Below are 19,697 nucleotides of genomic sequence, written 5' to 3'. Positions count from 1 at the left end.
ACAGGTCCGGTGGGGCATTTGTAGGAGCGGGCTTGCCCGCGATGGTGGCGCAGGCACCGCGGGCATTCAGACAGCCCACGTTTTCGTTGACGACCATCGCGAGCGAGCTCGCTCCTACAGGTTCGGTGGGCATTTTGTGGGAGCGGGCAAGCCCGTTCCCACAGGATATTGCGGTGTTCGAGCGATCAATCAGTCGTAGATCACGCGCTTCTTCCAGTCCGCCTCGTCTTCCTTGAGGCCTTCGTTCAACTGGTTGGCCTCGTCTTCAGTCTGTGCACGTTCGTCCATGACTTGCGCATTGGCGCGGGCCAGCAGTTTTTCTAGGTACTCGAGCTGTTCGGCATAGACCTGTGGCTCCTGCTGTTTGCGCAGGTATTGCACGCCGCGTTCGAAGGCCAGGCGAGCCTGGCCGGGCTGGTTCTGTTGCAGGCAGTGCTGGCCCAGGTTGTTGAAGAATTCGATGTGCAGCAAAACCAGGATGTGGCGAACCTCGCGGATCCAGCGTTTGGCTTCGTTGGGCATCAGGAAACCGTCCTGCGCCGCGCGGGTGATCTGGCCATGCAAGGCTTCGAGCAGGAAACGCACATCCTTGGCCTTGGCTTCGGTCTGGATCGGCGCGGGCGGGTTGTTGACCGGGATCGACTCACCCTGGCCGATCAACGCGTTCAGCTCGGTGATCCGCGCCTTGAGGATGGCGCTGGTTTTCTCCAGGTTCAGCAGGCGCTGGCAGACGTTCAGTTCCAGGCGGGTCAGCAACAGCTTGAGGGCCGGCGTCATGAACTGGCCTGGGAAGGTCTCGGTGATTTCGCCGCACCGGCGCAGGCGGTCGTTGAGTTCAACCTGAGTGCGGGCCCGTTCCAGCTTGTTGGCTTCCACCACATGGTTCATGTACCCAATGGCGATCAAGAGTGCAATCCCGGCTACGACGAGCAGGGTGATCATGAGTGGCGTCAACGGTAAGACCTCTTTATGGGATTCGCGAGCGAGTTTAGTGGCTTGGCATGGGGCCGCATAGGGCCGCTCGACGGGTTGAATCGAACGCGCTTGTCACTGTATCGACCGCAACGCTGCTTATATAAGCAATTACAATCGAGTTGCACATTGCCATCATGTTTTGCATGGGTGGACTATAACGTCTTGGCGAGCGTCAGAATATAGGCGTCAGACAGCGGTCGCCCAAAAAGCCGTTTTCACCGTTCAAAGCAGGGCGAAGTCATTGATTTAAATAAATTTATATTCGGGGGTTGACGACCTCTCAATCCATCCATAGAATGCGCGCCACTTGCAGCGTAAAGCACACAGCGAAACGCGGCAGGGAGTGAATGTTGTAGTGTGTCCCCTTCGTCTAGTGGCCTAGGACACCGCCCTTTCACGGCGGTAACAGGGGTTCGAGTCCCCTAGGGGACGCCAATGCGGGAATAGCTCAGTTGGTAGAGCACGACCTTGCCAAGGTCGGGGTCGCGAGTTCGAGTCTCGTTTCCCGCTCCAATTTTAAACAGCGTTGCTTTCGAGCAGGGCTGAGTGAAACCAGAACCCGGTCTTCGGACAGGGATCTGGACACCGAAACACACACCATGTGTTCCGGGTAGCGTGTCCCCTTCGTCTAGTGGCCTAGGACACCGCCCTTTCACGGCGGTAACAGGGGTTCGAGTCCCCTAGGGGACGCCATTTGCGGGAATAGCTCAGTTGGTAGAGCACGACCTTGCCAAGGTCGGGGTCGCGAGTTCGAGTCTCGTTTCCCGCTCCAAATTCACAAAAAACGCCGCTCACTGAGCGGCGTTTTTGTTTGCCTGCGATTTGTCCCAAGCCCCCGAAAGGCCCGCCAGTCAGACTGAGCGGGCCTTTTTCGTGCGGATGCCGGTGTTACATCGACAGAATCAGGCGCCCGGCGAACAGAATCAGAATCACCCCCATGGTGCGCTCGAACCAGTGCCCCATGCGCATGAACTGCAACCGGACCCGGTGGCTGGAGAAGAACAGCGCGACAATCACGAACCACAGCGCATTCACACAGCACATCCAGACCCCGTACAGCGCCTGGATACCGAGTGGCGTCGAGGTACTGATCAGGGTGGTGAAAATCGCCAGGAAAAACAGCGTGGCCTTGGGGTTGGTCGCGTTGGTCAGAAACCCGGTGGTGAAGGCCTTCAACAGGGTTTGCTCGACCAGCGGTTCATCGGCCTCTTTCTCACCTTCAAGCACCGACTTGGGCTGGCTGCGCAACAGGCTGACGCCGAGGTACAGAATGTAGGCGCCGCCGACGACCTTGGCCACGGTCAGCAGCCAGGGCAGGGTATGCATCAGTGTGCCAACGCCCAGCAGGGTGTAGAGCACATGCACGGAAATGCCGGCGCCAATGCCCAGCGCGGTGCAAATGCCCACGCCACGACCGAAGCGTACGCTCTGGCGGATGGTGACGGCGAAATCCGGTCCGGGGGCGACCACGGCCAGAAAGTGAATGGTTGCCAGGGTCAGGAATTCACCCAGGTAATTCGAAAACAGCATTTCAACTCCAGAACGTCAGGGGGGAAGCATTGCCGCGATAGCCGACAAAGAAGGAAAGGCTCAGGCGCGGATGCGCTACGCCGGGTGTCACTGCGTGCATGCGCCGCGAATTGAACATGATGAAATCGCCCGGCTCGGGACGTACCTCGAGGGTCGGCTCGCCCAGCAACGCCGGGTCGATGCCGTAACTGTCGCCGCGCATGTCGTCGAACTGGTCCGGGGAAATGTCGTGGTCCCACATCTGCAATGCGCCGCCTTCGCTGGGCATGTTCAGGTACACGTTGCAGGCGAATTGCGCATCGAGGCTGTGCGCCTGGTAGCTGTCCGGGGCGTCCTTGGCAAAAATGTCGTGATGGGCCAGGAAGCACACGCCGGGTTTCACTACCCGGGACAGCCCGACGTACATCTTGCGGCCGTAGAGGTTTTCCAGGTGGGCGCCGGCCGGCCAGGATTCGTCGAGCATGCAGCGCAGGGTGTCGACCGGCGACGAATACGGCGCGCAGCGATTGCGCAGTTCCGCGATGTTTTCGGTGGCGCGCTCGAAGTAATCCTCGATCAGCAGTGGCTGATTTTCCGCCTCATAAAAAGCCATGCCGATACGACCGATACTCGGCGCGTTGATATAGCCTTCAAAGCCGGGCTCAAGAATCTTGTCGCCGATCTGACGAGCCAGTGGCGGCGCCAGGAAGCGCTTGACGCGAATGGCGAGCACTTCTTCGTTGGCGAGTTTTTTTATGCACGTCTCATCGAGACGCTCGACATCAAGCATCATGGTCAAGGTCCATCTATGGGGGTAATGAGGAACCGGGTGTTCCCGGCGTCGGGCGATACAGGGTCCGGTATCGCCCGCAGGCTCAATCCACGCTGTAGTGGACTGAAAGCGTGCCTTTCTTCTGTGAAACGGCAGCGATCGTGACTTTGCCCAACTCCTTCAGGCTACGCACGTGGGTGCCGCCACAGCCATAAGCCGGCAGTTCACCGAAACCGATTTCCCGCGAGCCTTCGCGCAGCGAGGTCAGGCGTGGCAGATCATGGGCGATCCATTGTTCGAGGCCGAACTCGATCATCCCGGCGTCTGCCTCCTGGGCACCCTCCGTCGGCTTGAACTGCACCCGGCCTTCGCCGGGCCAGTGATGCGCCTTGACTGGCATCCAGCCCATCGCCTGGACGAAATGGCCGATCAGATGACCAGCCGAGTGCATCCGCGTGTTGAACTGACGGCGCGGCTCATCGACGCGAATCGGGGTCATGCCCAGCGCCACGGGACGGTCCACGAAGTGCAGGATGCGCTCGGGATCCTGCACCACGCGCAGGACCTGGCTGTCGCCAATCCAGCCGGTATCGAAGGGTTGTCCACCGCCCTGGGGGTGAAACAGTGTGGCGCGCAACTCCACCGCGAATTCATTTTCGTGGGGGGTGCATTCCAGTACTTCCACGTTGGCCTTGAGGTCATCACTATGGAAAAAGAGGCGAAGCGTCATATTCCATGCCCTCACTAACGGTTATGTATTTCATTATATGAAGCGCACAATGGCGTGATAATCCGTTCAAACATCAAAGGACTGTTGTGCCGTGAGCATAAATCTCCCCTTGCCGTTGCTCGGTGAAATGGCGATTTTCGTCAAGGTCGTCGAGACCGGAAGCTTTTCCGAAGCCGCACGCCAACTGGGCAGTTCGCCGTCGGCGGTCAGTCGCAGCATTTCACGTCTGGAGAAGGCGCTGGCCACGCGCCTGTTGCAGCGCACCACGCGCAAGCTGCGTTTGAGCGATGGCGGGGAAGAGGTGTTCAAGCGCTGTCAGGAGATGGTCAACGCCGCCAGATCGGTCATGGAAATCAGCGGCCAGTTCACCGATGAAGCGCAAGGCCTGGTGCGGGTGAGTGTGCCCAAGGCGGTCGGGCGATTCGTGATCCACCCACATATGCCGGAGTTTCTGCGACGCTATCCCAAGGTGGATGTGGAGTTACTGCTGGAGGATCGTCAGGTCGATTTGATCGACGATCACGTCGATCTGGCGATTCGCATCACCGACCATCCTCCCGCTGGCCTGGTGGGGCGGCAATTGCTGACCATCGACCACCTGCTTTGCGCGACTCCCCGGTATCTGGCCGAGCATGGTACACCGACCCATCCGCACGATTTGCTCAACCACAGTTGTATCTACCTGGGCGAAACGCCAAGCGATGCGCGCTGGAAATTCAAGAAGGGCACCAAGGCCGTCACCGTCGGTGTGCGCGGACGCTACGCCGCCAATCACACCGGTGTGCGGCTGGACGCGGTGTTGCAGCACATCGGGATCGGCAGCCTGCCGTACTTCACCGCGCGTCATGCGCTGGAGCAGGGCTCGCTGGTGCAGGTACTGCCGGACTGGACGTTCCTGGCCTCGTACCACGGCGGTGCGTGGCTGTTGCATTCGCCCACGCGCTACCTGCCGCCCAAGCTGCGGGTGTTGATCGACTATCTGGTGGAGTGCCTGGAGAAAGAGCCAACCCTGGGCAAGCCCGGCAAATAGCCCCCACCCCCCATCCTGTAGGAGCGAGCTTGCTCGCGATGGTCGTCAACGATAACGGTGGCTGTCTGAATGCCCGCGGTGCCTGAGCCACCATCGCGAGCAAGCTCGCTCCTACAGGAGACAGGAGAAGGAAGAAGGAAGCGGGAGGGCCGACCGGGCCATAAAAAAGGCCCGCAATGCGGGCCTTTGTCTATCAGTGCCGGCTCTCGTCGTTCGACATCGCCAGCAGCTGTTTTTCCTGGTGCCAGTCGAACGGTTCGTCGTTCTGTTCGGCTTCGTAGCGGCGCTCTTCCAGGGCCTGGAACAGGTTGATTTCCTCGTCAGGCATGTAGTGCAGGCAGTCACCGGCGAAGAACCACAACAGGTCACGCGGAACCAGGTGGGCGACTTGCGGGTAGCGGGTCATCACCTGGCAGAGGATGTCCTGGCCCAGGTACTGGCTTTCGATCGGGTCGACCGGCAGCAGGGCGCGCAGTTCGTCGAAGCGTTCCAGGAACAAGGCATGGCTTTCTTCGGGAACCTGTTCGGCCTCACCCACGGCGACCAGGATGCTGCGCAAGTGGTCAAGCAAGACGAGATGATCGGCAACGACGTTGGACACGAGATAAGTCCTCAAGAGCAAAACGGGCGCGGGAGTATAAGGCTCCCACGCCGGTTTTTACACCGCTGGCAGGATCAGCGGACCTTTCCGGGCGCCAGGGCCAGTTCTTCCTTGTCGAAATCGTCCACGTCGATCACCTTGCGCCGCGCCGCTTCGGCCTCACGCAGGTTATGCGCCTCCATCGGCTGCAATACGCCGGCTTCCAGGGCTGCATCTATGGTGTGCTCCCCGGCGACGGGCTTGAATTGACCGCCCTTGAGGGCCACGTGCAGCTTTTTCTGTACCGGCTGTGCCGCGTTCAGCAGGTCGCAGGCGTGTTGCAGTGCGCCGACGGCGTCATCGGCGGATTGCGGACGGAAGCAGCCGCCGAGCAGTTCTTCCAGGGCCGGATCGCCCTTGGCCCGGCCGATCACCCCGGCCACTTCGGCACCGAGCTTGTCCGATGGGCCTTTGTGCCGGCGACCGAACGGGAACACGATCACCCGCAGCAGGCAACCGAGCACCCGGTTGGGGAAGTTGGTCAGCAGTTCATCCAGGGCACGTTCCGACTGACCGAGGCTTTCTTCCATGGCCCAATTGAACAGCGGCGCCATATGCTCCGGTGAGTCGAGGTCGTGATAGCGCTTGAGCGCGGCACTGGCCAGGTACAGGTTGCTGAGCACATCGCCCAGGCGCGCTGACAGGCGTTCGCGGCGCTTCAACTCGCCGCCCAGCAGCATCATGCTGAGGTCGGCGAGCATGGCGAACGCGGCGGCCTGGCGATTGAGCGCGCGGAAATAACCCTGGCTGAGCTTGTCGCCCGGCGCCCGCTCGAAATGGCCGAAGCCCAGGTTCAGCACCAGCGTACTGGCGGCGTTGCTCACGGCAAAACCAATGTGCTTGAGCAGCAGGCCGTCGAATTCGGTGAGGGCCTGCTGCTTGTCTTCGCGCCCGGCCAGGGCCATTTCCTTGAGGACGAACGGATGGCAGCGGATCGCGCCCTGGCCGAAGATCATCAGGTTGCGCGAGAGGATGTTCGCGCCTTCCACGGTGATGAAGATCGGCGCGCCATTCCAGCTGCGCCCCAGGTAGTTGTTCGGCCCCATGATGATCGCCTTGCCGCCATGCACATCCATGGCGTGGCTGATGCATTCACGGCCGCGTTCGGTGAGGTGGTACTTGAGAATCGCCGACAAGACCGACGGCTTCTCGCCCAGGTCCACCGCGTTGGCGGTGAGCATGCGCGCCGCGTCCATCATCCAGGCGTTGCCGCCGATCCGCGCCATCGCTTCCTGGATGCCTTCGAAGGCTGACAGCGGCACGTTGAATTGTTCACGGATCTGCGCGTACTGGCCGGTCACCAGGCTGGTGAACTTCGCCGCGCCGGTGCCCACCGCCGGCAGCGAGATCGAGCGCCCGACCGACAGGCAATTCATCAGCATCATCCAGCCTTTGCCGAGCATGGGCTGGCCGCCGATGAGGAATTCCAGCGGGATGAATACATCCTTGCCCGAGTTGGGGCCGTTCATGAAAGCAGCGCCCAGGGGCAGGTGGCGACGGCCGATTTCCACGCCGGGGGTGTCGGTGGGGATCAACGCCAGGCTGATGCCCAGGTCGACTTCATCGCCGAGCAAATGGTCCGGGTCATACGCCTTGAACGCGAGGCCGAGGAGGGTGGCGACCGGGCCCAGGGTGATGTAGCGCTTTTCCCAGTTCAGGCGCAGGCCGAGGGTTTCTTCACCCTGCCATTGGCCTTTGCAGATGATGCCGGTGTCGGGCATGGCGCCGGCGTCGGAGCCCGCCAGTGGCCCGGTCAGGGCGAAGCACGGAATGTCATCGCCGCGTGCTAGGCGCGGCAGGTAGTGGTTGCGCTGTTCGTCGGTGCCGTAGTGCAACAACAGTTCCGCGGGCCCGAGGGAGTTGGGGACCATCACGGTGGAGGCGAGGTCGCCGCTGCGGGTGGCCAGTTTCATCGCCACCTGGGAGTGGGCGTAGGCCGAGAAGCCCTTGCCGCCGTATTCCTTGGGAATGATCAGGGCAAAGAAGCCGTTGTCTTTGATGTGTGCCCAGGCTTCGGCGGGAAGGTCCATGTCCTGGCCGATCTGCCAGTCAGTGACCATTGCGCAGAGCTCGTCGGTCGGGCCGTCGATGAAGGCCTGTTCTTCTTCGGTCAATTGCGCCTTGGGGTAGGACAGCAGTTTGTCCCAGTCCGGGCGGCCACTGAACAGCTCGCCGTCCCACCACACCGTACCGGCGTCGATGGCATCTCGTTCGGTTTCCGACATTGGCGGCAGGGTTTTCTGGAACCAGTCGAACAAAGGCGCGCTGAAGTATTTGCGGCGCAGGTCCGGCAGCAACAGAGGGGCTGCGACGGCGGCGATCAACACCCACAGTACCAGCAGCAACCAGCCTGGCGCGCGGCTGAAGGCGCCCATCGCCACCACATAAACGGCAACGATGCACAGGGCGGGCAGGGGGGCGATACGGCGGTGGGCTAAATACGCAATCCCGACAACCAGAACCAATATCCACAACAGCAGCATATTTAATCCTCCGTGAAACAAGGGCAAAAACAACCTTCAGAGCTTAGACGGCATCCGCGAAAGAGGGTGGTCAGAGCGGTGTGATTGAAATCGTGGGAAACCTTTAATGAGTTTGTAGGAGCGGTTGGCAGCAAGCGGCGCCAATCGTTCGAGAGGTGGGCGACAAAGCGTCCAAGTTTGGCCGAAACGTCGTTATCTCTGTGCTGAACCTCTCGCTAGACTCGTGGCTTGCCCAGGAGATTGATCCCATGCACGAGTATCTGAGACCCGGCCGCTTCACCGATAGTGACCATCCGTCGGTGGTGGAGTTCGCCGAAAAACACCGCGGAACAAGCCGCGATCCGCTGGAGCAGGCGATCAATCTGTATTACGCGGTGCGCGAGGCCGTGCGCTACAACCCTTACACCTTCAGCCGTGATCCGGACACCCTGCGCGGCAGTCATGCGCTGGCCGCCGGGGAAAGTTACTGTGTGCCCAAGGCCACCTTGCTGGCCGGCGCGGCCCGCCATTGCGGGATTCCCGCGCGGATCGGCCTGGCGGATGTGCGCAATCATTTGTCGACCCCGCGTTTGCTGCAGTTGCTCAAGAGCGATGTGTTCGCCATGCACGGTTATACCGAACTGTTCCTGAACGGCCGCTGGGTCAAGGCCACGCCGGCATTCAACGAGCAACTGTGCGAACTGTTCAACGTGGCGCCGCTGGAATTCGATGGCATTAACGACAGTGTTTTCCACCCGTTCAATCGCGATGGCGAGCACTTGATGGAATACCTGATTGATCACGGCCAGTTCGCCGACGTGCCGGAAACCTTCTTTTTCGAGCACCTGCAAAAGTGCTACCCGCATCTGTTCAGCGAAGCATTGCCAGCGCTGCTGGGTGATATGCAGAGCGATTTGAGTCGCGCCTGATCCGGCGTATGCTGCCTGCGCATTCATCCATAAAGAGGCAGACATGCTGAAGATCTGGGGTCGGAAAAATTCGTCGAATGTCAGGAAGGCGTTGTGGGCCGCCGAGGAGCTCAATCTGCCCTACGAATCCATCGACGCGGGCGGCGCCTTCGGTGTCGTGGACACGCCGCAGTACCGGGCGATGAATCCCAACGGCCGGGTGCCGGTCATCGAGGATGAAGGGTTCGTGCTGTGGGAATCCAATGCCATCGTGCGTTACCTGATGGCCAGCCATGCTGGCTACACCGCGTGGTACCCCACCGATCTCAAGGCGCGCGCCATTGCCGAACAATGGATGGACTGGACCACGTCCAGTTTTGCCGGCCCGTTCCGCACGGTGTTCTGGGGTGTCCTGCGCACGCCGGCGGAGCAGCAGGACTGGCCCGCCATCCATGCCGCGATCAAAGAGTGCGACACACTGCTGGCGATGGCCGATGAGGCGCTGGCACTCAAGCCTTACCTGTCCGGTGACGAGATCGGCATGGGCGATATTCCCCTGGGCAGTTTCATTTATGCCTGGTTCGAAATGCCCATCGAGCGTGCCCCGCAGCCTCATCTCGAGGCCTGGTACGCACGGCTGAAAGCGCGTGCGGCGTATAAAAAAGCCGTCATGACCGCGTTGACTTAATACTTACTATCGACACACTTCACTGTACTTGTGTGGCGGCGGCAAGCACCATTGCGTCAATTCGCCGCGGTGCCTTGCGCGTCGCCCACCCTCATTTTTTCTTTTCCGGTGCGTAAATCCGATATGAGTTCCGCTCTGTCCATCCGGCAGCTAACCAAAACCTACGGCAACGGTTTCCAGGCCCTGAGTGGTATCGATCTGGACGTCGCCGAAGGTGACTTTTTCGCCTTGCTCGGCCCCAACGGCGCCGGCAAATCCACGACCATCGGCATTCTTTCGACCCTGGTGAACAAGACCAGCGGCACGGTGAATATCTTTGGTCACGACCTGGACAGGAACCCTGCACAGCTCAAGCGCTCCATCGGTGTGGTGCCGCAGGAATTCAACTTCAATCAGTTCGAAAAGACCTTCGACATCGTCGTGACCCAGGCCGGCTATTACGGCATCCCGCCCAAAATCGCCAAGGAACGCGCCGAGCAGTACCTGACTCAGCTTGGCCTGTGGGACAAGCGCGATGTGCCGTCGCGGTCCCTGTCCGGTGGCATGAAGCGGCGCCTGATGATTGCCCGCGCCCTGGTCCACGAACCGCGCCTGCTGATCCTCGACGAGCCGACGGCGGGGGTGGACATCGAGCTGCGTCGCTCGATGTGGTCGTTCCTCACCGAGCTGAACCAGAAAGGCATCACCATCATCCTCACCACGCATTACCTGGAAGAGGCCGAGCAGTTGTGCCGCCACATCGGCATCATCGACCACGGCACCATCGTCGAGAACACCAGCATGAAACAGCTGCTCGGCCAGTTGCATGTGGAGACCTTCCTGCTCGACACCAAGAACGCCCTGAGCGTTGCCCCGCAGTTGCTCGGTTACCCGAGCCGATTGCTCGATGCGCACACCCTCGAGGTGCAGGTCGAGAAGACCATGGGCATCACGGCGCTGTTCACCCAGCTGGCCCAGCAGAACATCGAAGTGCTGAGCCTGCGTAACAAAACCAATCGCCTCGAGGAGTTGTTCGTGTCCCTGGTGGAGAAAAATCTGTCGAAGGTGGCGGTATGAATTCCGAGCTGCGACCCAACCTCGTCGCCCTCAACACCATCGTTTACCGTGAGGTCCGGCGCTTCACCCGCATCTGGCCACAGACCTTGCTGCCACCGGCCATCACGATGGTTCTGTACTTCGTGATCTTCGGCAACCTGATCGGCCGGCAGATCGGTGACATGGGTGGCTTCAGCTACATGGAGTACATTGTGCCGGGGCTGATCATGATGTCGGTGATCACCAACTCCTACGGCAACGTGGTATCGAGCTTCTTCGGCAGCAAGTTCCAGCGCTCCATCGAGGAACTGATGGTGTCGCCGGTGTCGCCGCACACGATTCTGATCGGCTTTACCCTGGGCGGCGTGCTACGCGGGTTGATGGTCGGGCTGATCGTCACGGTGTTGTCGATGTTCTTCACCCATTTGCAGGTGCATCACCTGGGCGTGACCATCCTGGTAGTGGTGCTGACGGCGACGATCTTCTCGCTGCTGGGCTTTATCAACGCCGTGTTTGCGCGCAACTTCGATGATATTTCGATCATTCCGACCTTTGTCCTGACGCCGCTGACGTACCTGGGTGGGGTGTTCTATTCGATTTCCCTGCTGTCGCCGTTCTGGCAGACCGTATCGTTGGCCAACCCGGTGCTGCACATGGTCAATGCGTTCCGCTTTGGCATCCTGGGGGTTTCGGACATCAGGATCAGTGTGGCGATTACGTTCATGCTGGTGGCCACGGTGGTGCTGTACATCGGCTGCGCACGACTGCTGGTGAGTGGGCGGGGGATGCGGACTTAACCCCCAATGCTGCGCATTCCCCCCTCTGTGGGAGCGAGCCTGTCGAAGCGTCGAACCGTCGCGATGGTCGCTAACGATAACGCTGGCTGTCTGAATGCCCGCGGTGCCTGGGCCACCATCGCGAGCAAGCTCGCTCCTACAGGGGACCGCACAACGCTTTTGACCTTGATCTTCTGTGGGAGCGGGCTTGCTCGCGATGGTCGTTAACGATGATGCGGGCTGTCTGGATGCCTGCGGTGTCTGGGCTTTCATCGCGAGCAAGCTCGCTCCTACAAGGGACCGCACAACGCTTTTGATCTTGATCTTCTGTGGGAGCGGGCTTGCTCGCGATGGTCGTGAACGATGACGCGGGCTGTCTGGATGCCCGCGGTGCCGGGGCCACCATCGCGAGCAAGCTCGCTCCTACAGGGGACGGCGTAACGCTTTTGATCTTGATCTACTGTAGGAGCGAGCTTGCTCGCGATGCCCGTGGTGTCTGGGCCACCATCGCGAGCGTGCTCGCTCCTACAGGGGTTGTGTTGTGCAATTGAAAAGGCCTCCAGATGGAGGCCTTTTGTGTTCATTGCATACGCTTTTTCTTGCGCCTGGCCCACTGTCGGCTGACCCACCAACGCCAATACACCATCACCAGGCAATAGGCGAGTGCACCCAGCAGCAGGCCGGTGACCACCGAGCCCAGCAGGAACGGCTGCCACAACGTCGACAGTTCACCGCTGATCCATTCCCAGGTCAGTTCGTCGGGCAAGGTGCGGGCGGGGACGTTCATCAGCCAGGCGCCCATCTGGTAGGTGCAGAAGAACACCGCCGGCATGGTGATCGGGTTGGTCAGCCAGACCAGGCTGACGGCAATCGGCATGTTGCCGCGCACCACGACCGCGAGGGCCGCAGCCACCAGCATCTGCATGGGGATCGGCAGGAACGCCGCGAACAGGCCCACCGCCATGGCCCGCGCTACCGAGTGTCGGTTGAGGTGCCAAAGGTTCGGGTCATGCAGCAGGGTACCGAGAAAGCGTAAGGATTGATGTTCCCTGATGCTGGTCGGGTCTGGCATGTAGCGTTTGAATAAGCGCCGGGGCATAAGGCTTCTCGGTCGGTCAAGGCGGCAAGTATGTCTGGATTCTAAGAGCCGCCTATTCAGAGTTTGTGACAATTATTAACCATGCTCGTGCCGCAAGCCGGCTATGACTTGGGAGGGAACTCTCAAGGACGGGCTTATGCGCACAGGGATGATGGCGCTGGCGCTGGGTTTGCTGGCCCTGCGTTTTTTGCCGGCGCTACCGCCGGCGGGGTTGTGGTGGGCGTTGCCCGTAGTGGGTTTGATGTTGCTGCCGTTCAGGACCTACCCCCTGGCGTTTTTCCTGTTCGGCTTGAGTTGGGCCGGCGCCCAGGCGCAGTGGGCGCTGGACGATCGCCTGCCGGCTGAACTCGACGGTGAAACCCGTTGGGTCGAGGGGCGGGTGGTGGGGTTGCCCGCGAGCAGCGATCAAGTGGTGCGCTTTGAGTTGGCAGACGTGCGCTCACGCCAGGAAAACCTGCCACCACGGCTGCGCCTGGCCTGGTACGGCGGGCCGCCGGTCAGCAGCGGCGAGCGCTGGCGGCTGGCGGTGAAGTTCAAGCGCCCGTCCGGGCTGCTCAACCCCCATGCCTTCGATTACGACGCCTGGCTGCTGGCGCAACGCATTGGCGCCACCGGCACGATCAAGGATGGCCAGCGCCTTGCGCAAGCGCGTTGGGCCTGGCGCGACAGCGTCCGCCAGCGTTTGCAGGCGGTGGACGCCCAGGGCCGGGCGGGCGCGCTGGCGGCGCTGGTGCTGGGCGATGGCGCCGGGCTTGATCGTGAAGATTGGCAGGTGCTGCAAGACACCGGCACCGTGCATTTGCTGGTGATCTCCGGGCAACACATCGGTCTGCTCGCCGGCGTGGTGTATCTGCTGATTGCCGGGCTGGCCCGCTACGGTCTGTGGCCGGCGCGCCTGCCCTGGTTGCCCTGGGCCTGTGGGCTGGCATTCGCCGCAGCGCTGGGCTATGGACTGCTGGCCGGGTTCGAGGTGCCGGTGCGGCGGGCCTGTGTGATGATCGGCCTGGTGCTGCTGTGGCGCCTGCGCTTTCGCCATCTGGGGGCCTGGTGGCCGTTGCTGCTGGCGCTCGATGCAGTGTTGCTGCTCGATCCTCTGGTCAGTCTGCAGCCGGGTTTCTGGCTGTCCTTCGCGGCGGTGGCGGTGCTGATCTTCACCTTTGGCGGGCGCCTGGGCCCATGGCGATGGTGGCAGGCCTGGACCCGCGCGCAATGGCTGATTGCAATCGGCCTGGGGCCGCTGCTGCTGATATTGGGACTGCCCATCAGCCTCAGCGGTCCGCTGGCCAATTTGCTGGCGGTGCCCTGGATCAGCCTGCTGGTGTTGCCACTGGCCCTGCTCGGGACCTTGTTGTTGCCGCTGCCTTATGTAGGCGAAGGCCTGCTGTGGCTGGCGGGCGGGCTGATCGACAAGTTGTTCATGGCCCTTGGGTGGCTGGCCGGGCAAGTACCGGCATGGCAGCCCGTCGCGATCGCGCCTTGGGTATGGGCGCTGGGTTGTCTTGGCGCGATTCTGCTGTTGCTGCCCCGTGGCGTGCCGTTGCGTCCGTTGGGATGGCCGCTGTTACTGTTGCTGGTGTTTCCCCCCAGGTCGACGCTGCCGGAAGGCGTCGCCGAAGTCTGGCAACTGGACGTCGGCCAGGGGCTGGCGATTCTGATCCGAACCCGCCATCACACGCTGCTGTATGACACCGGGCCGCGTTTCGGCGACCTCGACCTGGGTGAGCGCGTGGTTGTGCCAGCCTTGCGCAAGCTGGGCGTCAGCGGGCTCGACCTGATGCTGATCAGCCACGGCGATGCCGATCACGCGGGAGGGGCCAGGGCCGTCGCCCAGGCAATGCCGGTCGCGCGAACCCTGAGCGGTGACCCGCTGGCACTGCCCGCCGAATTGAACGCGCAGGCGTGCGCCAGTGGGGAGCAATGGACCTGGGACGGTGTGAGGTTCCAGCTCTGGCAATGGTCCGGGGCGACCGACAGCAACCAGCAATCCTGCGTGCTGCAAATCGAGGCCAACGGCGAGCGCCTGCTGCTGACCGGCGACATCGACGTCGCGGCCGAGCAGGTCCTGCTCGACAGCCCCCTGGCCGTGCCCACCGACTGGTTGCAGTCGCCCCACCACGGCAGCCGCAGTTCGTCGTCGATGGCGCTGCTCGCGGCGTTGCAACCCCGGGCGGTGCTGATCTCGCGCGGCCATGGCAATTCGTTCGGCCACCCGCACCCTACGGTCACGGCGCGCTATCGAAAACGCGGCATGACTCTCCACGACAGCGCCGAGCAGGGCGCCATTCGTCTGCGCCTGGGGCTGTTCGAACCGGCCTGGACGATGCGTCAACAACGGCGTTTCTGGCGAGCCCCGCCATAACCACCGGTTATTAAAGCCCGACCGGATGCGACATCACGGTCTTCGGTGCGCCGACCCCCTATGTTAGAGTGGCGCACTTTTTCGAGGGGACTGTCACTGTGTGGGAATTGGTCAAATCCGGCGGCTGGATGATGCTGCCGATCATTCTGAGTTCCATCGCGGCCATGGCGATTGTCGCCGAGCGCCTGTGGACCCTGCGCGCCAGCCGTGTGACCCCGGACTATCTGCTCGGCCAGGTCTGGGTGTGGATCAAGGACAAGCAGCTCAATAAGGAAAAGCTCAAGGAACTGCGCGCCAACTCGCCACTGGGCGAAATCCTCGCGGCGGGCCTGGCCAACTCCAAGCATGGTCGCGAGATCATGAAAGAGTGCATTGAAGAGGCCGCCGCGCGGGTGATTCACGAACTTGAACGCTACATCAACGCACTGGGCACCATCGCCGCCATGGCCCCGCTGCTGGGCCTGCTCGGTACGGTGCTGGGCATGATCGACATTTTCAGCGCCTTCATGGGCACCGGCATGACCACCAACGCCGCCGTGCTGGCCGGGGGTATTTCCAAGGCCCTGATCACCACCGCAGCGGGCCTGATGGTCGGTATCCCGTCGGTGTTCTTCCACCGTTTCCTGCAACGGCGCATTGATGAGCTGGTGGTGGGCATGGAACAGGAAGCGATCAAGCTGGTTGAAGTCGTGCAGGGCGATCGTGACGTGGACCTGTACGAGGGCAAAAAAGCGTGAAATTCCGCCGCAAGCAACGGGAGAACGTGGACATCAACCTCGCGTCGCTGATCGACGTGGTGTTTATCCTGCTGCTGTTTTTCGTCGTGACCACCACCTTCACCCGCGAGACCCAGTTGCGTGTCGAACTGCCGGAGGCGGTCACCGGTGCGTCGGCCGATGATCAGCAGGCCAAGCACCTGGACCTGACCATCAATGCCGACGGCGTGTTTTCGCTGAATAACCAGATCCTGCCAAAGAGCGACCTGGCGACCGTCATTGACGCGTTGCAGAAGGAATCCGGTGGTGACACCAACCTGCCGTTGTCCATCAGCGCCGATGGCAAGACCCAGCATCAGTCGGTGATCACCGCCATGGACGCCGCCGGCAAACTGGGCTTCAGCCACCTGCGCATGACCACAGTCGAGGCGGCGCCGCCCGCGCCCTGATGGCCATGTCCGATCGTTTGCTTGCCGCGTGGTATCAGGGCCATCCAGCCCTGAAACTGTTGCGGCCGCTGGAATGGCTGTACCGGCGTGTGGTCACGCGCAAGCGCGAGCGCTTCCTGGCGGGCGAGGGTGACATCTATCAACCGCCGGTGCCGTTGATCGTGGTCGGCAACATCACCGTCGGCGGCACCGGCAAGACGCCGCTGATTCTGTGGATGATCGAACATTGCCAGCGCAGCGGCCTGCGGGTCGGTGTGGTCAGTCGCGGCTATGGCGCCAAGCCGCCGCAACTGCCGTGGCGCGTCGCGGCCGATCAGGACGCCGCCGTGGCTGGCGATGAGCCGCTGTTGATCGTGCAGCGTACCGGCGTGCCGCTGATGATCGACCCGGACCGCAGCAGTGCGGTCAAGGCGCTGTTGGCCAGTGAGCCGCTGGACCTGATCCTCTCCGACGATGGCATGCAGCATTACCGCCTGGCCCGTGACCTGGAACTGGTGCTGATCGACGCCGCCCGCGGCCTGGGCAACCAGCGCTGCCTGCCGGCCGGGCCACTGCGCGAGCCGGCCGAGCGCCTGCAAAGCGTCGATGCCGTGCTGTACAACGGCGCTGCCGATGACCGTGCGGACGGCTTTGCCTTCACCTTGCAGCCCAGTGCCCTGGTCAACCTGCAAAGCGGTGAACGACGGCCCCTCGATCACTTCCCGCCAGGCCAGGCGCTGCACGCGGTGGCCGGGATCGGCAACCCGCAGCGTTTCTTCACGACCCTCGAAACGCTACACTGGCGGCCTGTTCCCCATGCGTTTGCCGACCACGCCGAATACAGCGTGCAGGCCTTGAATTTCACACCGTCATTGCCGTTGGTGATGACTGAAAAGGACGCGGTGAAGTGCCGTGCCTTCGCCGCTGCCGATTGGTGGTACCTGACCGTCGATGCTGCGCCATCACCGGCCTTCGTGGCCTGGTTCGATACGCAGTTGATGCGTCTGCTGCCGGCTCGTCTTTTGCCTTAAATCGTTGTTCTCCAGGGAATGCTCATGGACACCAAACTGCTCGACATCCTCGCTTGCCCGATCTGCAAAGGCCCGCTCAAACTCAGCGCCGACAAAACCGAGCTGATCAGCAAGGGCGCTGGCCTTGCGTACCCGATCCGCGACGGTATCCCGGTGATGCTGGAAACCGAAGCCCGCACCCTGACCACCGACGAGCGCCTGGATAAATGACCACCGCCTTCACCGTTGTCATTCCTTCGCGTTACGCCTCCACCCGCTTGCCAGGCAAGCCACTGCTGCTGATTGCCGGCAAGCCGATGATCCAGCACGTCTGGGAACAGGCGAGCAAGAGCAGTGCCCAGCGGGTGGTGGTGGCCACCGACGATGCGCGCATCGTCGAGGCCTGCCGGGGCTTTGGCGCCGAAGTGGTGCTGACCCGCGAAGACCATAACTCCGGTACCGATCGTCTGGCCGAAGTGGCAACCCAGCTGGGCCTGGGGCCCGATGCCATCGTGGTCAACGTCCAGGGCGACGAGCCGTTGATCCCGCCGAGCGTGATCGACCAGGTTGCTGCCAACCTGGCCGCCCACACCGAGGCACGCATGGCCACCCTGGCCGAGCCGATCGAAGACGTGCAGACCCTGTTCAATCCCAACGTGGTCAAGGTGGTCAGCGACCTCAACGGCCTGGCGCTGACGTTCAGTCGCGCAACCTTGCCCTGGGCCCGCGACGCCTTCGCCAAAAGCCAGGAGCAGCTGCCGGAAGGCGTGCCGTATCGCCGCCACATCGGCATCTATGCCTATCGCGTCGGTTTCCTGCATGACTTCGTCAGCTGGGGCCCGTGCTGGCTGGAAAACACCGAGTCGCTGGAGCAATTGCGGGCCCTGTGGCACGGCGTACGGATTCACGTGGCCGATGCGCTGATCGCCCCGCCCGCGGGTGTCGACACGCCCGAAGACCTCGAACGCGTTCGTCGCCTGCTGGAGGCCTGATGCGGGTTCTGTTCGTCTGTCTGGGCAACATCTGCCGTTCGCCGACGGCTGAAGGTGTGTTGCGCCATAAGCTGCGTGAGGCCGGGCTGGCCGATCAGGTCGAAGTGGCCTCGGCCGGCACCGGTGACTGGCACGTCGGCAAAGCGCCGGACAAACGCAGCCAGGCCGCTGCCAGGCTGCGTGGTTACGACCTGTCCGCCCAGCGCGCTCAACAGGTCAGCCGCGCCGACTTCGCCACTTATGACCTGATCCTCGCCATGGATCACAGCAATCTGCGCAACCTCAAGGCCTTGCAGCCCGGCAAGGGCAGGGCCGAGCTGGACCTGTTCCTGCGCCGCTATCAGTCGGAGATCGACGAAGTCCCGGACCCGTATTACGACGGTGACCAGGGCTTCGAGATTGTGCTCGATCTGATCGAGCGCGCCAGTGATCAGTTGGTCATCGAATTGAAGGGCCGGTTATGAGTTTGCAGCTACAGCGCGAGGTTTCCCTCAAGCCGTTCAATACCTTTGGCGTGGATGTCCGGGCGCGGCTGTTCGCCGAAGCCCACAGCGATGCCGATGTGCGCCAGGCACTGGCCTGTGCCGTGGAGCAGGGCGTGCCGCTGCTGGTGATCGGTGGCGGCAGCAATCTGCTGCTGACCGCCGACATCCCGGCGCTGGTGCTGCGCATGGCCACCCGGGGCATTCGCATCCTCAGCGATGATGGCCGTCGTGTGGTGATCGAAGCCGAGGCGGGTGAACCCTGGCATCCCTTCGTTCAGCACACGTTGGCACAGGGGCTGTCCGGCCTGGAAAACCTGAGCCTGATCCCCGGCACCGTCGGCGCCGCCCCGATGCAGAACATCGGCGCCTATGGCGTGGAGATCAAGGACGTATTCGCCGGCCTGACCGCGCTGGACCGCCAGACCGGCGAGCTGCGCGACTTCAGCCTGGACGAATGCAACTTCGCCTACCGCGACAGCCTGTTCAAGCAGCAACCGGGGCGTTGGTTGATCCTGCGGGTGCGGTTTGCCCTGAGCCGCGTCGAGCACCTGCATCTGGAATACGGCCCGGTGCGTCAGCGCCTGACCGAGCAAGGCGTCGACCAACCCACCGCCACCGATGTCAGCCGGGCGATCTGCAGCATCCGCAATGAAAAACTGCCGGACCCGGCGGTACTTGGCAATGCCGGCAGCTTCTTCAAGAACCCGCTGGTGTCGGCCGCGCAGGTGGCACGGCTCAAGACGCAATACCCCGACCTGGTGGCGTACGCCCAACCCGATGGGCAAATGAAGCTGGCGGCTGGCTGGCTGATCGAGCGTGCCGGCTGGAAAGGTTTTCGCGAGGCCGATGCGGGTGTGCACAAGGCGCAGGCGCTGGTGCTGGTCAACTACGGCGAGGCGACGGGGCTGCAATTGCTGAACCTGGCGCAACGCATCCAGAAAGACATTTCAGAACGTTTCCAGGTTGAGCTGGAAATGGAGCCCAATCGGTATTGAAGCTACGCTTTCAAGACTGCCTTCAAAGCCCTGTACAACTTCACGTGTGCAGGGCTTTTTTGTTAATGCCGGGTTAACCTGGCGGGCA

General features: G+C 62.1%; 20 protein-coding genes and 4 tRNA genes. 17 read left to right on the top strand and 7 right to left on the bottom strand.

Annotated elements, in window-relative coordinates; all coding sequences use genetic code 11:
• Positions 1-189 precede the first annotated feature (189 nt).
• Positions 190-942 (bottom strand): hypothetical protein, encoded by a 753-nt coding sequence (locus tag ABVN20_RS06345; protein ID WP_368554682.1) that lies wholly within the window; start codon positions 940-942, stop codon positions 190-192.
• A gap of 392 nt (positions 943-1,334) precedes the next feature.
• On the opposite strand from ABVN20_RS06345, the gene ABVN20_RS06340 reads away from it, so the two are divergent.
• From ABVN20_RS06340 to ABVN20_RS06325, 4 genes are all read left to right on the top strand, one after another.
• A tRNA-Glu gene (locus ABVN20_RS06340) sits at positions 1,335-1,410 on the top strand.
• A gap of 2 nt (positions 1,411-1,412) precedes the next feature.
• Positions 1,413-1,488: transfer RNA gene (locus ABVN20_RS06335), tRNA-Gly, on the top strand.
• A 104-nt stretch (positions 1,489-1,592) separates the two neighbouring features.
• A tRNA-Glu gene (locus tag ABVN20_RS06330) sits at positions 1,593-1,668 on the top strand.
• A gap of 3 nt (positions 1,669-1,671) precedes the next feature.
• Positions 1,672-1,747, top strand: a tRNA-Gly gene (locus tag ABVN20_RS06325).
• Positions 1,748-1,863: 116 nt separating this feature from the next.
• On the opposite strand, the gene ABVN20_RS06320 is transcribed toward ABVN20_RS06325, so the two are convergent.
• From ABVN20_RS06320 to ABVN20_RS06310, 3 genes are all read right to left on the bottom strand, one after another.
• Positions 1,864-2,502 (bottom strand): LysE family translocator, encoded by a 639-nt coding sequence (locus tag ABVN20_RS06320; RefSeq protein ID WP_368557670.1) that lies wholly within the window; start codon positions 2,500-2,502, stop codon positions 1,864-1,866.
• Between the two features lie 4 nt (positions 2,503-2,506).
• Positions 2,507-3,277: a 2OG-Fe(II) oxygenase gene (locus ABVN20_RS06315; RefSeq protein ID WP_368554681.1), complete on the bottom strand. Its 771-nt coding sequence runs from the start codon at positions 3,275-3,277 to the stop codon at positions 2,507-2,509.
• Between the two features lie 82 nt (positions 3,278-3,359).
• Positions 3,360-3,986 (bottom strand): alanyl-tRNA editing protein, encoded by a 627-nt coding sequence (locus ABVN20_RS06310; protein ID WP_368554680.1) that lies wholly within the window; start codon positions 3,984-3,986, stop codon positions 3,360-3,362.
• 91 nt (positions 3,987-4,077) lie between these two features.
• Here ABVN20_RS06310 and ABVN20_RS06305 point away from each other — a divergent pair, with 91 nt between their 5' ends.
• Positions 4,078-5,016, top strand: coding sequence for a LysR substrate-binding domain-containing protein (locus tag ABVN20_RS06305; protein ID WP_368554679.1), 939 nt, complete (start codon positions 4,078-4,080; stop codon positions 5,014-5,016).
• A 193-nt stretch (positions 5,017-5,209) separates the two neighbouring features.
• Here the strand turns inward: ABVN20_RS06305 and ABVN20_RS06300 are convergent, their stop codons facing one another.
• Together ABVN20_RS06300 and ABVN20_RS06295 are read right to left on the bottom strand one after the other, a co-directional pair.
• Positions 5,210-5,617 (bottom strand): PA2817 family protein, encoded by a 408-nt coding sequence (locus tag ABVN20_RS06300; RefSeq protein ID WP_368554678.1) that lies wholly within the window; start codon positions 5,615-5,617, stop codon positions 5,210-5,212.
• Positions 5,618-5,691: 74 nt separating this feature from the next.
• Positions 5,692-8,139: an acyl-CoA dehydrogenase gene (locus tag ABVN20_RS06295; RefSeq protein WP_368554677.1), complete on the bottom strand. Its 2,448-nt coding sequence runs from the start codon at positions 8,137-8,139 to the stop codon at positions 5,692-5,694.
• Between the two features lie 248 nt (positions 8,140-8,387).
• Here ABVN20_RS06295 and ABVN20_RS06290 point away from each other — a divergent pair, with 248 nt between their 5' ends.
• The 4 genes from ABVN20_RS06290 to ABVN20_RS06275 all read left to right on the top strand — a co-directional run bounded on the left by ABVN20_RS06290 (position 8,388) and on the right by ABVN20_RS06275 (position 11,546).
• The gene (locus ABVN20_RS06290) at positions 8,388-9,047 is read left to right on the top strand and encodes a transglutaminase family protein (protein WP_368554676.1); all 660 of its coding nucleotides are present in this window, start codon (positions 8,388-8,390) and stop codon (positions 9,045-9,047) included.
• A gap of 43 nt (positions 9,048-9,090) precedes the next feature.
• Positions 9,091-9,714 carry a glutathione S-transferase family protein gene (locus ABVN20_RS06285; RefSeq protein WP_368554675.1) on the top strand — a complete coding sequence of 208 codons (624 nt, stop codon included), beginning with the start codon at positions 9,091-9,093 and terminating at the stop codon, positions 9,712-9,714.
• A 123-nt stretch (positions 9,715-9,837) separates the two neighbouring features.
• Positions 9,838-10,770 (top strand): ABC transporter ATP-binding protein, encoded by a 933-nt coding sequence (locus tag ABVN20_RS06280; protein WP_368554674.1) that lies wholly within the window; start codon positions 9,838-9,840, stop codon positions 10,768-10,770.
• Positions 10,767-11,546, top strand: coding sequence for an ABC transporter permease (locus tag ABVN20_RS06275; protein WP_368554673.1), 780 nt, complete (start codon positions 10,767-10,769; stop codon positions 11,544-11,546). The genes ABVN20_RS06280 and ABVN20_RS06275 overlap by 4 nt, the downstream gene beginning before the upstream one ends.
• A gap of 559 nt (positions 11,547-12,105) precedes the next feature.
• Here the strand turns inward: ABVN20_RS06275 and ABVN20_RS06270 are convergent.
• A complete protein-coding gene (locus tag ABVN20_RS06270; RefSeq protein ID WP_368554671.1) occupies positions 12,106-12,624 on the bottom strand; it encodes a DUF2062 domain-containing protein in 519 nt (172 codons plus the stop codon).
• Positions 12,625-12,760: 136 nt separating this feature from the next.
• Between ABVN20_RS06270 and ABVN20_RS06265 the strand changes: the two genes are divergently transcribed.
• The 8 genes from ABVN20_RS06265 to murB all read left to right on the top strand — a co-directional run bounded on the left by ABVN20_RS06265 (position 12,761) and on the right by murB (position 19,609).
• Positions 12,761-14,983: a DNA internalization-related competence protein ComEC/Rec2 gene (locus ABVN20_RS06265; protein WP_368554670.1), complete on the top strand. Its 2,223-nt coding sequence runs from the start codon at positions 12,761-12,763 to the stop codon at positions 14,981-14,983.
• Between the two features lie 98 nt (positions 14,984-15,081).
• Positions 15,082-15,720, top strand: a complete 639-nt coding sequence (locus ABVN20_RS06260; RefSeq protein WP_368554669.1) for a MotA/TolQ/ExbB proton channel family protein — start codon at positions 15,082-15,084, stop codon at positions 15,718-15,720.
• Positions 15,717-16,148: an ExbD/TolR family protein gene (locus ABVN20_RS06255; RefSeq protein WP_368554667.1), complete on the top strand. Its 432-nt coding sequence runs from the start codon at positions 15,717-15,719 to the stop codon at positions 16,146-16,148. The genes ABVN20_RS06260 and ABVN20_RS06255 overlap by 4 nt, the downstream gene beginning before the upstream one ends.
• Entirely contained in the window at positions 16,148-17,158 is a 1,011-nt protein-coding gene (lpxK, locus tag ABVN20_RS06250; protein ID WP_368554666.1) for a tetraacyldisaccharide 4'-kinase, read from the top strand. The genes ABVN20_RS06255 and lpxK overlap by 1 nt, the downstream gene beginning before the upstream one ends.
• 24 nt (positions 17,159-17,182) lie before the next feature.
• On the top strand, positions 17,183-17,368 hold the full coding sequence (locus ABVN20_RS06245) for a Trm112 family protein (RefSeq protein ID WP_187677807.1): 186 nt from the start codon (positions 17,183-17,185) through the stop codon (positions 17,366-17,368).
• Positions 17,365-18,129, top strand: coding sequence for a 3-deoxy-manno-octulosonate cytidylyltransferase (kdsB, locus tag ABVN20_RS06240; protein ID WP_368554665.1), 765 nt, complete (start codon positions 17,365-17,367; stop codon positions 18,127-18,129). The genes ABVN20_RS06245 and kdsB overlap by 4 nt, the downstream gene beginning before the upstream one ends.
• Positions 18,129-18,593 carry a low molecular weight protein-tyrosine-phosphatase gene (locus ABVN20_RS06235; RefSeq protein ID WP_368554664.1) on the top strand — a complete coding sequence of 155 codons (465 nt, stop codon included), beginning with the start codon at positions 18,129-18,131 and terminating at the stop codon, positions 18,591-18,593. Before kdsB ends, ABVN20_RS06235 begins: the two co-directional genes overlap by 1 nt.
• Complete coding sequence (gene murB, locus ABVN20_RS06230) at positions 18,590-19,609, top strand: UDP-N-acetylmuramate dehydrogenase (protein WP_368554663.1); 1,020 nt, start codon at positions 18,590-18,592, stop codon at positions 19,607-19,609. Before ABVN20_RS06235 ends, murB begins: the two co-directional genes overlap by 4 nt.
• The last annotated feature ends 88 nt before the right edge of the window (positions 19,610-19,697 follow it).

This window comes from Pseudomonas sp. MYb118 (assembly GCF_040947875.1).
GTDB lineage: Bacteria > Pseudomonadota > Gammaproteobacteria > Pseudomonadales > Pseudomonadaceae > Aquipseudomonas.
The sequence above is the reverse complement of the archived record's forward strand: the minus strand, read 5'-3'. Positions and strand labels throughout refer to the sequence as shown.

Excerpts from the sequence above, each read along its gene's own strand:
- ABVN20_RS06345 (WP_368554682.1), bottom strand. The coding sequence starts at position 942 with ATGATCACCCTGCTCGTCGTAGCCGGGATTGCACTCTTGATCGCCATT.
- ABVN20_RS06315 (WP_368554681.1), bottom strand. The coding sequence starts at position 3,277 with ATGATGCTTGATGTCGAGCGTCTCGATGAGACGTGCATAAAAAAACTC.
- ABVN20_RS06310 (WP_368554680.1), bottom strand. The coding sequence starts at position 3,986 with ATGACGCTTCGCCTCTTTTTCCATAGTGATGACCTCAAGGCCAACGTG.
- ABVN20_RS06295 (WP_368554677.1), bottom strand. The coding sequence starts at position 8,139 with ATGCTGCTGTTGTGGATATTGGTTCTGGTTGTCGGGATTGCGTATTTA.
- ABVN20_RS06290 (WP_368554676.1), top strand. The coding sequence starts at position 8,388 with ATGCACGAGTATCTGAGACCCGGCCGCTTCACCGATAGTGACCATCCG.
- ABVN20_RS06285 (WP_368554675.1), top strand. The coding sequence starts at position 9,091 with ATGCTGAAGATCTGGGGTCGGAAAAATTCGTCGAATGTCAGGAAGGCG.
- ABVN20_RS06280 (WP_368554674.1), top strand. The coding sequence starts at position 9,838 with ATGAGTTCCGCTCTGTCCATCCGGCAGCTAACCAAAACCTACGGCAAC.
- ABVN20_RS06275 (WP_368554673.1), top strand. The coding sequence starts at position 10,767 with ATGAATTCCGAGCTGCGACCCAACCTCGTCGCCCTCAACACCATCGTT.
- ABVN20_RS06270 (WP_368554671.1), bottom strand. The coding sequence starts at position 12,624 with ATGCCCCGGCGCTTATTCAAACGCTACATGCCAGACCCGACCAGCATC.
- ABVN20_RS06265 (WP_368554670.1), top strand. The coding sequence starts at position 12,761 with ATGCGCACAGGGATGATGGCGCTGGCGCTGGGTTTGCTGGCCCTGCGT.
- lpxK (WP_368554666.1), top strand. The coding sequence starts at position 16,148 with ATGGCCATGTCCGATCGTTTGCTTGCCGCGTGGTATCAGGGCCATCCA.
- ABVN20_RS06245 (WP_187677807.1), top strand. The coding sequence starts at position 17,183 with ATGGACACCAAACTGCTCGACATCCTCGCTTGCCCGATCTGCAAAGGC.
- kdsB (WP_368554665.1), top strand. The coding sequence starts at position 17,365 with ATGACCACCGCCTTCACCGTTGTCATTCCTTCGCGTTACGCCTCCACC.
- ABVN20_RS06235 (WP_368554664.1), top strand. The coding sequence starts at position 18,129 with ATGCGGGTTCTGTTCGTCTGTCTGGGCAACATCTGCCGTTCGCCGACG.
- murB (WP_368554663.1), top strand. The coding sequence starts at position 18,590 with ATGAGTTTGCAGCTACAGCGCGAGGTTTCCCTCAAGCCGTTCAATACC.